General features: G+C 45.6%; 15 protein-coding genes. 12 read left to right on the forward strand and 3 right to left on the reverse strand.

All coding sequences use genetic code 11. The features are described 5' to 3' along the window. Positions 1–30: 30 nt before the first annotated feature. From OCV65_RS03095 to OCV65_RS03115, 5 genes are all read left to right on the forward strand, one after another. Positions 31–804 carry a transporter substrate-binding domain-containing protein gene (locus OCV65_RS03095; RefSeq protein ID WP_262580913.1) on the forward strand — a complete coding sequence of 258 codons (774 nt, stop codon included), beginning with the start codon at positions 31–33 and terminating at the stop codon, positions 802–804. A gap of 97 nt (positions 805–901) precedes the next feature. After that, positions 902–1,558: an amino acid ABC transporter permease gene (locus OCV65_RS03100; RefSeq protein WP_118382466.1), complete on the forward strand. Its 657-nt coding sequence runs from the start codon at positions 902–904 to the stop codon at positions 1,556–1,558. A gap of 14 nt (positions 1,559–1,572) precedes the next feature. Next, positions 1,573–2,358, forward strand: a complete 786-nt coding sequence (locus tag OCV65_RS03105) for an amino acid ABC transporter ATP-binding protein (protein WP_262580914.1) — start codon at positions 1,573–1,575, stop codon at positions 2,356–2,358. 117 nt (positions 2,359–2,475) lie between these two features. Continuing rightward, entirely contained in the window at positions 2,476–3,444 is a 969-nt protein-coding gene (locus OCV65_RS03110; RefSeq protein WP_262580915.1) for an acyltransferase family protein, read from the forward strand. Between the two features lie 39 nt (positions 3,445–3,483). Then, a complete protein-coding gene (locus OCV65_RS03115) occupies positions 3,484–4,797 on the forward strand; it encodes a M18 family aminopeptidase (RefSeq protein WP_262580916.1) in 1,314 nt (437 codons plus the stop codon). A gap of 102 nt (positions 4,798–4,899) precedes the next feature. Here OCV65_RS03115 and OCV65_RS03120 read toward each other — a convergent pair whose 3' ends face one another. Continuing rightward, a complete protein-coding gene (locus OCV65_RS03120; RefSeq protein ID WP_262580917.1) occupies positions 4,900–5,760 on the reverse strand; it encodes a class I SAM-dependent methyltransferase in 861 nt (286 codons plus the stop codon). A 259-nt stretch (positions 5,761–6,019) separates the two neighbouring features. Between OCV65_RS03120 and yedF the strand changes: the two genes are divergently transcribed. Genes yedF through OCV65_RS03155 form a run of 7 tightly spaced genes read left to right on the forward strand, consistent with a single transcriptional unit; the run spans position 6,020 to position 13,384 of the window. Next, positions 6,020–6,628: a sulfurtransferase-like selenium metabolism protein YedF gene (yedF, locus tag OCV65_RS03125; protein WP_262580918.1), complete on the forward strand. Its 609-nt coding sequence runs from the start codon at positions 6,020–6,022 to the stop codon at positions 6,626–6,628. Between the two features lie 34 nt (positions 6,629–6,662). Then, complete coding sequence (selD, locus tag OCV65_RS03130) at positions 6,663–7,703, forward strand: selenide, water dikinase SelD (RefSeq protein ID WP_262580919.1); 1,041 nt, start codon at positions 6,663–6,665, stop codon at positions 7,701–7,703. A 13-nt stretch (positions 7,704–7,716) separates the two neighbouring features. Next, positions 7,717–9,123: an L-seryl-tRNA(Sec) selenium transferase gene (gene selA, locus OCV65_RS03135; RefSeq protein WP_262580920.1), complete on the forward strand. Its 1,407-nt coding sequence runs from the start codon at positions 7,717–7,719 to the stop codon at positions 9,121–9,123. 15 nt (positions 9,124–9,138) lie between these two features. Then, positions 9,139–11,052 carry a selenocysteine-specific translation elongation factor gene (selB, locus tag OCV65_RS03140; RefSeq protein WP_262580921.1) on the forward strand — a complete coding sequence of 638 codons (1,914 nt, stop codon included), beginning with the start codon at positions 9,139–9,141 and terminating at the stop codon, positions 11,050–11,052. After that, the gene (locus OCV65_RS03145; RefSeq protein ID WP_262580922.1) at positions 11,052–11,969 is read left to right on the forward strand and encodes a selenium metabolism-associated LysR family transcriptional regulator; all 918 of its coding nucleotides are present in this window, start codon (positions 11,052–11,054) and stop codon (positions 11,967–11,969) included. Before selB ends, OCV65_RS03145 begins: the two co-directional genes overlap by 1 nt. 24 nt (positions 11,970–11,993) lie before the next feature. Then, positions 11,994–13,136 carry an aminotransferase class V-fold PLP-dependent enzyme gene (locus tag OCV65_RS03150; RefSeq protein WP_262580923.1) on the forward strand — a complete coding sequence of 381 codons (1,143 nt, stop codon included), beginning with the start codon at positions 11,994–11,996 and terminating at the stop codon, positions 13,134–13,136. An 11-nt stretch (positions 13,137–13,147) separates the two neighbouring features. Then, a complete protein-coding gene (locus OCV65_RS03155; protein WP_262580924.1) occupies positions 13,148–13,384 on the forward strand; it encodes a putative Se/S carrier protein in 237 nt (78 codons plus the stop codon). A 36-nt stretch (positions 13,385–13,420) separates the two neighbouring features. Here OCV65_RS03155 and OCV65_RS03160 read toward each other — a convergent pair whose 3' ends face one another. Then, the gene (locus OCV65_RS03160; protein ID WP_262580925.1) at positions 13,421–14,008 is read right to left on the reverse strand and encodes a TetR/AcrR family transcriptional regulator; all 588 of its coding nucleotides are present in this window, start codon (positions 14,006–14,008) and stop codon (positions 13,421–13,423) included. Between the two features lie 135 nt (positions 14,009–14,143). Continuing rightward, complete coding sequence (locus tag OCV65_RS03165; protein ID WP_262580926.1) at positions 14,144–15,178, reverse strand: proline racemase family protein; 1,035 nt, start codon at positions 15,176–15,178, stop codon at positions 14,144–14,146. Positions 15,179–15,234: the final 56 nt, after the last annotated feature.

Below are 15,234 nucleotides of genomic sequence, written 5' to 3' on the forward strand. Positions count from 1 at the left end.
ATTAGCAGAATGAAAACAAAGGAGACATTTATGAAAAAGAAGATTATCGCAAGTTTATTATGCCTGACAATGGTATTTTCCATGACCGCCTGCGGAGGCAAGAATTCAGACAGTGATGTGGATTATATTAAGGATAAGGGAACTCTGGTGGTAGGTATCACCGATTTTGAGCCAATGGATTATAAAGATGATTCCGGAGAATGGGTCGGTTTCGATGCGGATATGGCAAAGATGGTTGCTGAATCTCTTGGAGTAGATGTAGAGTTTGTAGAGATTGACTGGGATAATAAGATCATGGAGCTCAAGTCTAAGAACATCGATGTCGTATGGAATGGTATGACACTGACTGACGAAGTGAAGAATTCCATGGAATGCACCAATGCATACTGCAGCAATGGACAGGTTATCGTTACAACGGACGAGTCTAAGCTGGATGATCCGTCTAAACTGACATTTGCAGTAGAGGCAGGATCTGCCGGAGAAGCAGTAGCCAAAGAAGAAGGATACAATGCCAATTCCGTAGCATCGCAGGCAGATGCCCTGATGGAAGTTGCATCTGGTACATCGGATGCGGCAATCATTGACCTGCTGATGGCAAGTGCCATGATCGGGGAGGGCACAAGCTATCCGGATCTGATCCACTCTGATGAACTGACTTCAGAAGAGTATGGAGTCGGATGCCGTAAGGGCTCTGATCTGGCAGCATACATCAATGAACAGCTTACTAAGGCATACAAAGATGGCAAGACACAGGAAATTGCTGAGAAATACGGCATTGCAGATGCAGTACTGGAGCAGAAGTAGAATCAGCAATCATATATGACTGACAGCATGAAAGACATCGTGGATAAGGCAGAGAGCCTGAGCTCTCTGCCTTGTTATCGCGTAAGAGGGAGATACAATGTTTGGAACAGTAACACTGGAATTAACAAAAGGTCTGTGGACCACATTTCAAATCTTTATATTGACGCTGGTATTTGCATTGCCGGCAGGATTGATTCTTGGTATCGGAAGTGCCAGCAGATGGAAACCGCTCCGCTATCTGATTCAGGTCTTTGTCTGGATCATCCGGGGAACGCCACTGATGCTTCAACTCATCATTATCTTTTACGGACCGGGTCTGTGGCTTGGGCATAATATCTGGAGTGGTAATGAAGCAGGTCGTATTACGGCAACGGTAGTCGCCTTTGTAATCAACTATGCCTGTTATTTCTCGGTCATTTTCCGGGGTGGGATCGAAGGAGTTCCGGCTGGACAGAGAGAGGCAGGACAGGTACTTGGCATGACAAAGAGTCAGATTTTCTTTAAGATCACACTGCTTCAGATGGTGAAGCGTGTTGTGCCGCCGATGTCTAACGAGATTATTACACTGGTTAAGGATACATCTCTTGCCAGAATCATTGCGGCATATGAGCTGACATTTGCAGGATATTCATTTATGAAATCAGCGGGACTGACCTGGCCGTTGTTTTACACAGGAGTGTTCTACTTGATTTTTATCGGTATCCTGACACTGCTCTTTAACTATATTGAGAAAAAACTGGATTATTTTAAATAGGAGGTGTGCGAGAAATGGCTGTTTTAGAGGTAAATAATATAGAGAAACATTTTGGGAGCACACGAGTTCTGAAAGATGTAAGTTTTTCCCTGGAAAAGGGCAATGCACTGGCGATTATCGGGTCATCGGGTTCTGGTAAGACAACATTGCTCCGCTGCCTGAATTTCTTGGAGACACCAAATCAGGGTACAATCGCGGTCAATGGTGAGACCATATTTGACGCGTCACGTCCGGTGAAGATGAGCGACAAGGAGCTGCGCAGTAAGAGACTGCATTTTGGCATGGTATTTCAGGCATTTCACTTATTTCCACAGTATACGGCACTGGAAAATGTCACACTGGCTGAGAAGCTCCTGGCACAGGAACGTCCGGATTATAAGCAGAATAGAAAACAGATCCTCGCGGAAATAGAAGAACACGGAAAGGAACTTCTGGCGCAGATGGGACTGGCAGACCGCACGGGTCATTATCCGCACCAGTTATCCGGTGGACAGCAGCAGCGAGTTGCCATTGCAAGAGCGTTGGCGTTAAAGCCGGATATCCTGTGCTTTGACGAGCCTACATCTGCACTGGATCCGGAGCTTACCGGAGAAGTGCTTCGTGTAATCCGTGGTCTTGCTGATCAGAAGACGACCATGATCATCGTTACACATGAGATGGCATTTGCTAGAGATGTGGCAGATCAGATTATATTTATGGATGATGGATATATTGTGGAGCAGGGTGACGCTAAGCAGGTGATCAATCATCCGAAGGAAGAACGCACCAGACAGTTTTTGTCAAGATATTCGCAAGGATAGTTATGAATGGAATGGGATAAAATGCATGAATTTTCAGTGAAATTCAATCGCTTTTTCTGAGAAAATGCGGATTGAAAGACGGATATCGGTGTACTAAAATAGTCTCTGGTGATGAAATTGAAGCAGGAACAACAGAGAGAATATTTATTTGATAACTATAAAGTGCTTTTGATCATTCTGGTTGTAATCGGTCATTTTATCGAACCGTGTTACGACCAGAATTCTTTTTTATATGAATTAAAATGGGGAATTGTGGCATTTCATATGCCTGCATTTATTTTTATATCCGGTTATTTTTCTAAGCGCATTCCATCTATAAAAAAGTTAATACAGGGACTGGTTATACCGTATTTTGTATATGAACTGGTATATTATTTCTTGTATACTTTGGTGCTGGATAAACATACGGGACTTTATTTTGACCGGCCGAAGTTCTCGCTCTGGTATCTGATGGCGTTATTTGTATGGCGTCTGCTGGCACCGGTAATCAAGAAGGTTCCGTATCATATGCCGCTTCTGTTTGCGGGCGGACTTTTGATTGGTTTTGTGGGACTCGGCAATTATCTGTCTATACCAAGGATTCTTTTTTTCTTTCCGTTTTTTATGGCGGGAATGGAATTTGACAGCAGTGTGCTGGAACGATTCCGAAAGCCGGCAGGATACTGTGGGGCGCTGGCTGTTCTTACAATGCTGATCATAGGATTGTTTGTGGATGACTATCACCATAAGCTTCCGGTGAAGATTTTTTATGGCAGATACTCTTATGCAGGACTCGGGTTGGATCCGGTGGAGGGGATGCTGATCCGTTGCGGATGTTATGTGCTGTCTTTTGTATTGATCTATCTGCTCATGCTGGTGCTTCCGGCAGAGAAAAAAGCGTATTCTTATATCGGAGAACGAACGATGGCAGTATATATCTTTCATGGACTGGTGTACAGTTGTCTGAAATACGCAACTCCTGTGCTGGCTTCGGTGAGAAGTAATACAGAAAGTATACTGTTGATTTTGTTCTGTCTGGCATTGGTATGGATCGCATCCAGAAAACCTTTCGTATTCGTTACCGATAAAGTGTCACATCTGTTATAATATTAATTAGATGTATTGATCGGTATTGAGAAAAGGAGAATGATTATGAATTATACAGAAGGATTATTCCGATTTATAGAAAAGAGTCCAACGCCGTTCCATGTGATTGATAATATGAAGCAGGAACTGGCAGAACAGGGCTATAAGCAGCTTCTGGAGCGTGAAGAGTGGAAGTTGGAGCAGGGCGGCAAATACTACGTGATCCGCAATGGTTCCGCGATGGTCGCATTCCGCGTTCCTAAGGGAACGTTTGGCGGCTTCCAGATTGTGGCAAGCCACAGTGATGCGCCGTGCCTGAAGCTTAAGGAGAATCCGGAACTGTGGTCAGAGCAGGCGTATGTCCGTCTGAATGTGGAGAAATACGGCGGCATGATCTGTTCGACATGGTTTGACCGTCCGCTTTCCGTGGCGGGAAGACTGCTTGTGAAGAGCGAGGAAGGCGTCACAGTGAAGCTGGTTCAGATCGATAAGGATCTGCTGATGCTTCCAAGTCTTGCTATCCACATGAACCGTGATATCAATACGGGATATGATTACCATGCGCAGAAGGATATGCTGCCTTTATACGGTATGGGAACAAAGGGCGAAAAGGAAAGTTTTATGGACCGGATTGCCCGTGAAGCAGATGTGAAGGAAGAAGATATTCTTGGAAGTGACCTCTATGTATATAACCGTATGCCGGGCAGTGTCTGGGGCTCAGAAGATGAATTTATATCGAGTGGTAAATTAGACGATCTGGAGTGTGTGTATTCATCTATGGCCAGTTTTCTGAGTGCAGAGGAACATGACCGGATTCCGGTGCACTGTGTTTATGATAATGAAGAAGTAGGAAGTTCCACCAGACAGGGTGCGGCATCAACATTTCTTGCGGATACACTGGAACGGATACAGGAAGCGTTTGGCGGCAGTGCGTCCGATTATCGGAGATTGATCGCAGGAAGCATGATGTTATCCGCAGATAATGCGCACGCCGTGCATCCAAATTATCCGGAAAAGGCATGCCCATCCAATCGTCCGTTAGTGAATCAGGGAGTTGTGATTAAGTTCAGTGGTAATCAGCGTTATACGTCTGATGGCGTGACAGCGGCAGTATTTCGCAGTATCTGTGGGAAAGCAGGTGTGCCGACACAGGTATTTACCAATCATTCGGATATCGCAGGCGGTTCAACACTTGGCAATATTTCCGCACTTCAGGTTCCGGTGCCGTGCGTGGATATCGGACTTCCGCAGCTCGCCATGCATTCCAGCTATGAGACGGCAGGCGTGAAGGATCTGGAATATATGATTATCGCAATGAAAGGCTTTTACGAAGCTGCGACGGAAGAAATGGAAAATGGAATAAAGATTCAATAAGCATTAATATACACAATCAGCCCTATGATTAATCAAACAATGTGATTAGTAATCAAAAATGTTTGATTAGTCATAGGGCTGAATTTATACATAATAGTTTCGTTATTTTGCTTCCCAGCGTCCAGATGCGCCGCAAGGAAGAATCAGTCCGCTTTCTGTAACCGGAAGTCCGATTTCCTGAGATTCTACGGTACCGTTCCATGGAGCAAGTTCCGTGCTTAACATGTAGGTCAATACAGCAGGTGCGAGTCCGGTTGTGTATGAATTGACCAGGAAGAATAACGGATCATCGGATAATATCTTTGTGCAGAGCTTGATGAAAGAATGGATGGAATCTTCAATCTTCCAGATCTCGCCCTTAGGTCCGCGTCCGTAAGACGGTGGGTCCATGATGATGGCATCGTAGTGATTGCCTCTGCGGATCTCGCGTTCTACGAATTTTACACAGTCATCTACAAGCCAGCGGATCGGAGCGTCTTTCAGACCTGAAGAGACTGCGTTTTCCTTTGCCCAGGTTACCATGCCTTTTGAGGCATCTACATGAGTTACCTTTGCGCCTGCTGCGGCAGCTGCCAGGGTAGCACCGCCTGTATAGGCAAAAAGGTTCAAAACCCGGATCTCACGATCTGCATGTTTGATCTTGTCAGAGAACCAGTCCCAGTTTGTTGCCTGTTCCGGGAAAAGTCCGGTGTGTTTAAAGTTAAACGGCTTCAGATTAAATGTCAGATCTTTATAATGGATCTGCCACTGTTTCGGCAGGTCGAAAAATTCCCATTCACCGCCGCCTTTTTTGCTGCGGTGGTAGTGACCGTTCATGTGCTTCCAGCCACGGTTCTTTTTAGGAGTATCCCAGATGACCTGCGGATCCGGGCGGACTAACAGGTAATCACCCCAGCGTTCTAATTTTTCACCTTTGCTGCAATCTATTACTTCATAATCATTCCATTGATCTGCAATCCACATAATGTACCTCTTTCTTTATCGTTTCTATAAATATAATTGTACCATGCGTATCCTCAAATGAAAAGCGGTAACTGTCTATAAAACGCTTACCTATAGAAACAGTCTATGGCGGACGGACTATATAGAAGCTATCTATTTGAATAAAATAAAGAAAAGGACTATAATCAGATGTATAGAAAATATATTTACCTTTTACACTTATAATGATAGAATATATCTATAAATGTAAAGGGATAGTTTAAGAAAGGTGGAAATTATCATGATTACAGTTAATGCAATGGGCGATAGCTGCCCGATCCCGGTTATTAAGACAAAGAAAGCTATGCAGGCTCTGACAGGACCGGAGACAATCGAAGTATTGGTGGACAATGAGATTGCGGTGCAGAATGTTACAAAGATGGCTTCTTCCAGCGGTGGAAAGGTTACATCTGAAAAGCTTGGGGAAAAAGAATACAAAGTAACAATCGCTATGGGAGGCGCAGCAGTTACAGCAGACGATGCAGAAGAGACAGCGTGCATTCCGGATGCAAGAGATAACATGGTAGTAGTAGTGAGCTCTGACCGTATGGGAAGCGGTAATGATGAACTTGGTAAAGTTCTGATCAAGGGCTTCATTTATGCAGTTACACAGTTAGACAAGCTTCCTAAGACAATGCTGTTCTACAACGGTGGAGCAACACTTACATGCGAAGTCTCTGATTCTCTGGAAGATCTGAAATCACTGGAAGCACAGGGCGTGAACATCATGACATGTGGAACTTGCCTGGATTATTATGGAATTAAGGAGAAGCTTGCAGTGGGATCTGTGACCAATATGTACGTGATTGCAGAGACTATGGCAGGGGCTGATAAGATCATTCGCCCATAGCCGGCAGGGTTCCCCAAAAGGAGGATATTATAGAATGAAAACAGACGTTAAGCTGACAAGTCTCAGTAAGACAGCGGGTTGAGCGGCTAAGATAGGTCCGGAGACCCTTGCTCAGGTTCTGAGTAAGCTGCCAAAATTCCAGGATGATAATCTGCTGGTTGGAATAGAGACTTCTGATGACGCCGCTATTTATAAAGTAACAGACGACATTGCCATGATCCAGACCGTGGACTTCTTTACACCGATCGTGGATGATCCATATATGTTCGGACAGATCGCAGCAGCCAATTCGCTGAGTGATGTCTGGGCGATGGGCGGCGAACCTGCAGTAGCACTTAATATTGTAGGCTTTCCGAACTGCCTGGATCCGGCAATCCTGGGAGACATTCTTGCAGGAGGTGCAGATAAGGTAAAAGAAGCAGGAGCCGTACTTGTAGGTGGTCATTCCGTGCAGGATGACGAACCGAAATATGGTCTGTGCGTGTCCGGGTTTGTACATCCGGATAAGATATTTAAGAACTACGGATGCAGGCCGGGAGATGTGCTGATCCTGACGAAACAGATTGGAAGCGGAATCGTGAATACCGCGATTAAAGCGGATTTTGCATCACCATCTGCGATACAGGAAGCACAGACGGTAATGGCTTCGCTGAACAAGATCGGCAAGCAGGTGGTAGAGCGTTATGATGTATCTGCCTGCACAGACATTACCGGATTTGGGCTGTTGGGGCATTGCGTAGAGATGGCATCTGCCAGTGAAGTAACCTTCGAACTGAAGGTGCGTGATATTGAGTATTTTGCAGATGCAATCGATTATGCCAAGATGGGACTTGTACCTGCCGGAGCTTATAAGAACCGCAGGTATTCCATTGATAAAGTAGAGACAGGAAGTGTGGAAGAACATTATCTGGATTTGCTTTACGATCCACAGACATCAGGTGGGCTGCTGATCAGCGTAGCACCGGAGTATCTGGAACAGATGCTGGCAGATTTTGCACGCTCCGGCATTGATACTAAGGTGTCTGTGATCGGACGTGTGGCTGAGAAGAGTGACAAATTAATCAGACTGTATTAGAGAGGCGAAAGTCATGAATAAAAATCTATTATACCGCAGTATTCCGAAGGTTGACGTTCTGTTAGAGAGTCAGACAATCCAGGAAATGATTGAAAGATACAGCCGTGATTCTGTGATGGAAGCGATCCGCGCAGAGATGGATAACCTGCGAGCGTTCATCGGCGGCTGTGATGAGGAAGATAAAGCACAGGAGCAGATTGCACTTCTGGTATCTCATATCGGAGATGCTGTAGAGAAGATGCACACTCCTAATATGAAGAAAGTAATCAATGGCACGGGTACGATCCTGCACACCAATCTGGGACGTGCACCGATCAGCCGGGAACATATGAAGAAAGCATTTGACATTGTGACAGGCTATTCCAACCTGGAATACAACCTGGAAGAGGGACGACGCGGCGAGCGCTATTCGCATTTTGAGAAACTGCTGTGTAAGATTACAGGAGCAGAAGCGGCCATGGCTGTCAATAATAATGCATCTTCTGTACTTCTGATTTTAAGCTCCCTTGCAAAAGGCGGTGAGGTCATCGTGTCCCGTGGTGAACTGATCGAGATCGGCGGCAAGTTCCGCATTCCGGATGTAATGACACAGAGTGGTGCGACGCTTGTGGAAGTGGGTACGACCAATAAGACGCATGTCAGTGATTATGAAGAGAATATCACAGAAGAAACAAAAGCATTATTAAAAGTACATACCAGCAATTATAAGATCGTTGGATTTACTGAATCAGTAGGAATCGATGAACTGATGCCGATCGCGAAGGAACATGGCATTCCGGTGATTGAAGATCTGGGGAGTGGCGTGCTGATCGATCTGTCCAAATATGGTCTGACCTATGAGCCGACTGTACAGGAGTCGGTGGCTAAAGGGGCTGATGTCGTGTGCTTCAGCGGCGATAAGCTCTTCGGTGGCCCACAGGCAGGTATCATTGTCGGTAAGAAGAAATACATCGATATGATGAAGAAGAATCAGCTTACCCGTGCACTGAGAATTGACAAATTCACAGCGGCTGCACTGGAACTGGTTCTTCAGGAATATCTGTCAGAGGAACAGGCAGTTCAGCATATTCCGGTGCTGCGTATGATCACAGAGCCACTGGACGAGGTGGCGCGCCGGGCAAGAAGTCTTGCGAGAACGATTCGTTCGACAGATCTTCCGGCGAAGGTGGATGTGGTATCCTGCGAATCTCAGATCGGTGGCGGTTCACTTCCGATGGAGCGGATACCAAGTATGGCAGTAGCTATCCACCCAAAGCATGAAAGCGTAGCGGCTTTGGAAGACCAGATGCGGCATCTGACCGTGCCAATGATTCCGAGAACGGTTAATGACACGATCATGCTGGATGTGCGGACGGTAGAAACAGAAGATTTCAAATTGATCGCAGCAGAACTGCAGGAACTGCTGGGACAGGAGAAATAGGCTGGAGATATTAGAATGAAACATGTGATAATAGGTACGGCAGGGCATATTGATCATGGCAAGACTACTTTGATCAGAGCCCTGACCGGGCGTAATACAGATCGCTGGGAGGAAGAACAGAAGCGAGGGATCACCATAGACCTTGGCTTTACTTGGTTTGACCTCCCAAGTGGTGACCGTGCCGGAATCATTGATGTTCCGGGTCATGAAAAATTTATTAATAATATGGTAGCCGGAGTGGTAGGCATGGATCTGGTTATGCTGGTAATCGCAGCTGATGAAGGTGTGATGCCGCAGACCAGAGAGCATATGGATATCCTCGGGCTGCTTGGTATTCAGAAAAGTATCATTGTACTGAACAAATGTGATCTTGTAGATGAAGAGTGGCTGGAGCTTGTGGAAGAGGAAGTGCGTGAAGAACTGGAAGGCACGTTCCTTGAACATGCACCGGTGATGAAAGTATCAGCGGCTACCGGTCAGGGACTGGATGCTTTGGTGCAGGAGATTGACCATATGATGCAGGACGAAGTGGAAGAAAAGGATATTACAACGATTCCGAGACTTCCTGTTGACCGTGTGTTTTCGTTATCCGGATTTGGTACGATCATTACCGGAACACTGCTTTCCGGTACGATCACAAAAGAAGATACGTTAGAGATCTATCCGATTGGCAAGACCAGCAAGATACGGAGTATTCAGGTACATGGAGAGGATCAGGAATGCTGTTATGCGGGACAGCGCGTGGCGATTAATCTGTCCAATGTCAAGAAGCGTGAGTTATCCCGTGGGTGTGTGCTTGCACCGCCAAACAGCATGAAGAATACAGATCTGCTGGATGTGAAAGTGAATATTCTGAAGTCATCTATGCGTGTGCTGACCAATCACACCAGACTGCATTTGTTTACCGGAACCAGTGAAATTCTGTGTCGTGCTGTGCTTCTGGATAAAGAAGAAATCGGACCGGGTGAGAGTGGCTATGTACAGCTCAGACTGGAAGAAGAGATTGCACTTCGCAGAGGAGATAAATTCGTGATCCGTTTCTATTCGCCGATGGAGACTATCGGCGGAGGCGTGGTTCTGGAGCCGAATCCGGTGATCCACAGACGATTCCAGGAACCGGTGATCGAAGACTTGAAGCGCAAAGAATCCGGTTCATCCATTGATGTCATCGAATTGCGGGTTCGCGAACACGGAGAAGATCTGTTGACACAGGCAGAGGTGGCAAGGCTTACCGCCATGTCCCCGGAAGAGGTGGCTGAGGATGTACAGACGTTAAAGGATTCTGGCGTGATTCTTACATTTGCTACAAGAAAGGATCTCTATCTGTGGCATGTGGGATCTGAGAAGTTAATGCGTCAGAAGATTCTTGAAGCATTGAAACAGTATGAAGAGAAATATCCATACCGCTATGGTATGAAAAAAGCAGAAGTGCAGGTAACCTATCTGAAGAAGATGAAGCCGGTGGTATTTGACCACTATGTTGAATATCTGGAGCAGGAAGGTGCCTTAAAGCGCATGGAAGAATACCTGTGCACGGCAGATTACGAAGTGAGAAAAGATACGGTGTATGACCGTGTGTCTGCGAAGATTCTGGATACCGTGCGGAAAGCGGGCTATGATTTTGCGCGTTATTCTGACATTGCCTTTGGTGAAAAAGATAAGGCTGTGGCAGATGATATATTAAATATTCTCCTGGAAGAGAAGCGGATCGTAAAAGTTTCCGATGACCTTTATACCCTGACAGAATATATGGAAAAAGCGAAGACGATGATCCAGGAAGAGTTAAAAAAACGCGAGGTTATTACGACAGCGGAAGTGAGAGATCTGTTCCAGACCAGCCGTAAGAGTGCGAAGCCGATCATTGAGTATATGGATAGCATTAAGGTGACAAAGCGTGTCGGAGCAGAAAGTGAAAGGGTAGCATACTAATGAATTTAAAGCAGTTAGAAGCATTTGTAGAGGTAGCAGAGGGCGGCAGTTTCTCCAAAGCGGCAAAGAATCTGTACCTGACACAGCCGACGATCAGTGCGCATATCTCTGCGCTTGAGAAAGAACTGGAAGTACGGTTGTTTGTCAGAAATACAAAAGAAGTCAGTCTGTCGGCAGAAGGTCAGACACTGTATCGTTATGCCAGTCAGATGGTAGATCTGGAGAAACGGATTGAGGAAGAATTTGGAGAACGCAGGAAAATGGGACGCCAGTGTATTACCATTGCGGCATCTACGATCCCATCCCAGTATCTGCTTCCGAAGATTCTTGCCAGATTTAACGAAAAATATCCGGGAGAGCAGCTTAAGATCATGGAGTCTGACAGCGCAAATGTGGTTAATCAGGTGGTCGAGCATATGGTGGATATTGGATTTACCGGCACTGTGCTCGAAAAGAAGCACTGCAAATATTTTCCATTCTATAAAGACGAACTGGTGATCATCACGCCGAACACAGAAGTGTATCGGAAACGTGCTGAGACGCCGGATGATATTTCGTGGATTCTTGACGAACCGGTCATTATGCGTGAAGAAGGTTCCGGAACCAGAAAAGAAGCGGAGAAGCAGCTGAAGGTAGCAGGCATTCGCAGCGAGCAGTTAAATGTGATTGCCAGCATCGAGAACCAGGAGACGATTAAGAAATCTGTCTGCAGCGGTATGGGTGTGTCACTGTTGTCGAAGCTTGCAGCAGCGGACAAAATAGCGGATGGAAATGTCCTTGCGTTCCATATACCGGGAGCAGATGATGGAAGAGATATCAACGTGGTTTATAATAAGAATCATCAGTTATCTTTATCAGCAGAACATTTTTTGAAAATTGTACAGGAAGTTTATCCGTATGAGAGATATAAGAAATAATGCGGATAGAAATGGGTGAGTATTATGATATATATGGATAATGCGGCAACTACCATGCAGAAGCCAAAGGAGGTCGTTCGGGCAGTGGCGGCTGCAATGGAATCTATGGGGAATGCCGGACGCGGTGCTCATGGTGCATCGCTTAGTGCGTCAAGAACAGTCTATGACACCAGAGAGCTGCTGTGCCGTTTTTTTAATGGCACCAGTCCCAGACAGATTGTATTTACAGCAAATTCTACGGAAAGCCTGAATATTGCCATCAAAGGTGTGCTGAATCCGGGAGATCATGTGGTTACAACGGTTATGGAGCATAATTCTGTCCTGCGTCCATTATATGAGATGGAGGAAAAGGGTGTAGAGCTTACATTTGTAAAAGCAGACGAGCGAGGCGTGATGGATCTTGCTGATCTGGAAGCAGCGATCAGACCGGATACAAAGGCTGTCGTATGCACCAATGGCTCCAATCTGACCGGTAATTATGTGGATATAGAAGCAGTGGGCGCTATCGCAGCGAAGTATAACGTGCTGTTTATCGTAGATGCATCGCAGACTGCAGGAGTATTTCCGATTGATGTGCAGAAAATGCATATTGATATTCTGTGCTTCACGGGGCATAAGAGCCTGTTGGGACCGCAGGGAACCGGAGGTATGTATGTAAGAGAAGGTCTGGAAGTACGCCCGCTCTTAAGCGGCGGAAGCGGAGTGCAGACCTATAGTAAAACACATCCGAAGGAAATGCCGACGGCGTTGGAAGCAGGAACCCTGAACGGACATGGAATCGCAGGACTCCATGCGGCGGTGGAATATCTGATGTCTGAAGGAATTGATAAGATCCGCACCAGAGAGCAGGAATTGATGTGGAGATTCTATGAAGGCGTAAAGGATATTCCGAATGTAAAGGTATACGGAGATTTCTCTACGAAGAACCGTTGCCCGATCGTTACATTGAATATTGGAGCGTATGATTCATCAGAAGTAGGAGATGCCCTGCTGATGGATTATGATATATCGATCCGCCCGGGAGCACACTGTGCGCCGCTCATGCATGAAGCACTTGGAACGGTCGGACAGGGAGCTGTGAGATTCAGCTTCTCTCATTACAATACGGAAGAAGAAGTGGACACAGCCATTCGTGCAATTCAGGAATTGTCTGTGGATGAAGAATAAGGAGAAGAGACATGCGCAAAAAAGAATTAAAGCTGGTTGTGACATTTCACACGACCACAGATGCGATGGCTATGGAGAAAGCCTGTAAAGAAGCGGGGGCTCCTGGCAGACTGATTCCTGTACCACGCGAGATTTCGGCAGGTTGCGGTTTGTCGTGGTGTGCAGGAATAGAGGATCGTGACACGATCCGGAAGGTGATAGAAAGCATTGGTGTGCAGGAACAGGAAATGCACGAAGTGATGGTATAAAAATGGTTCGAGATCAGATGGTCTCGAACCGTTTTTTTATAATCCATTTACAAATGCATCCAGTACATGTGGCAACAGGGCATCACTCTTTTCTGTCAGAGAGAATTTCCCTTTTACGAGTGACCAGTCATATAGCAGTGCGCGCTCGAACATAGCGTAGATATCCATCAGATCTTTGGCAGAGGAAGTTGGTGCAAATTCACCGGAGTCCAGTGCGTTCTGCATGATCTCACTAAGCCATACATAATAAAAACGCTTGTGATCGGACAAGGAACGCTTGTCTTTAGTGACCAGCTGGGCTGAGTACAGATAAGCAACCAGGCTGACGTCAATACTGGTTTCGATCATATAAAATAATTCATGATTTAAGAATAATAATTTGTCGTAGGACGATAAGTTGGGGTCTACTACATTATATAATTCTTCATATTTTTCATCAAACAGATAAGACAATGTATTCAAAAGCCCTTCTTTACTCTTGAAATAATGATAAAAGGTACCTTTTGATGTCTTGGATGCTGTGATGATGTCTTCTACTGTGGTGTCGTCATATCCGTTTTTGTAAAACAGATTCCATGCAGACTTAACGATACGGCTTTTGGTGGATTGTCGTTTCCGCGGCATATAATCATTCCCCTTCTGTTATGGTATAACGTGTGGAGAGATAACCGATAGATGGAACAGGTTTATACCTTCTAAAAAAGGCGAGTTCTATTAAGAACCCGCCTTCGGTTGCTCTCCACGTGATTATATCACAGATTAACCAATTAAGAAACCATATTTTAACTTGTCTTCCGGATCGATCAGGTATGTACCAACACCTGTCAGGTTAGCTGTACCTGTGATCATAGGAATGACTGCATCGTAATCACTGATCTTGGTTTCTTCTTTAATAACACCCTTGAAAGTGGTTCCGATGAAGCTTTCGTAGATAAATTCTTCGCCAATACCGATCTCGCCCCATTTGTGCAGAGTAGCAAGCTTAGCACTTGTACCTGTTCCGCATGGTGAACGGTCAGCCTGAGCATCTCCGAATACTACGACATTTCTCATGGTAGCATGATCCGGATTAGGAGTTGGTCCGTAGAACTCTACGAGGTCAACTTCTGTGATGTCCAGTGTCGGATGCTGAATTTCAACCTGCTCGTTGATCAGGTCGCGCATCTTCATGCCAAGAGCGATGTACTCAGGTACTGTCTTAGCATTGATAGGTCCAATGTCAAGTTTGGTAGTATCTACCAGTGCGAAGAAACTTCCGCCGAATGAGATAGTATAAGGAATCTCTTTTCCGTCAACAGTAACGGTAAGGTTATCCTTATATACAAATGCAGGTACGTTAGTAAGTGTAACACCAGTTACCTTTCCGTTCTTAACTTCTGCAGTTGTACGAATGAGTCCGGCAGGTGCCTCAAGAACTACGCTGTTCTCTCCTTCGTGAGATTCAACGAGTCCAGCCTCGATTGCTACAGTAACAGCTCCGATGGTGCAGTGTCCGCACATGTTCAGGTATCCGCCTGTATCCATGAAAATAACACCAAGATCGGCTTCTTTATCGATTGGCTCGCAGAGAAAAGCTCCGAACATATCATGATGTCCTCTAGGCTCTAACATAAGAGCTGTACGAACATGATCATAATTCTTTTCCATCCAATCTTTCTTCTCGATCATTGTGTTGCCTTCTGGTTCAGGGAATCCTCCGATGACCATACGACAGAACTCGCCAACTGTGTGTGCATCTACTACCTGAAGTGCAGCCTCAAATCGGTCAAAGTTCACATTTGCTTTCAATTCCATAGCATTACCCTCCTTTAAAGTCATAATTTATAGATAAATTCTATAAATAACATAAG

Source organism: Dorea ammoniilytica (assembly GCF_025567415.1).
In the GTDB taxonomy this organism is placed as follows: Bacteria; Bacillota; Clostridia; order Lachnospirales; family Lachnospiraceae; genus Claveliimonas; species Claveliimonas ammoniilytica.